1 protein-coding gene is annotated in these 231 nt (G+C 53.7%); it reads left to right on the forward strand.

The genetic code is table 11. From position 1 onward, the window contains the following. Window positions 1-39 precede the first annotated feature (39 nt). Window positions 40-231 (forward strand): transposase (locus L972_RS20890; protein ID WP_197058097.1); only part of this gene is annotated, 192 nt, incomplete at its 3' end.

The raw sequence follows: 231 nt of genomic DNA on the forward strand, positions 1-231 counted from the left end.
TGGTGATCTGATCACCACCATCCTCTTCAAGTCTGCATCATGGGCACATCGCTTCACCCCATCACCAACTGGCCTCAATACAACAAGTCTTTGATTAACCGAGGTTCACTCACCTTCTGGGTTGATGTCGAGGCCATGCGCAACTGGTTTCACCACGACCATCATGGACGACGGGGACGCAGCCAGCTCTACACCGACCAGACCATCTGCACATTCCTGATGCTCAAGGGG

The organism is Aeromonas sp. ZOR0001, assembly GCF_000801015.1.
GTDB classification, from domain to species: domain Bacteria; phylum Pseudomonadota; class Gammaproteobacteria; order Enterobacterales; family Aeromonadaceae; genus Aeromonas; species Aeromonas veronii.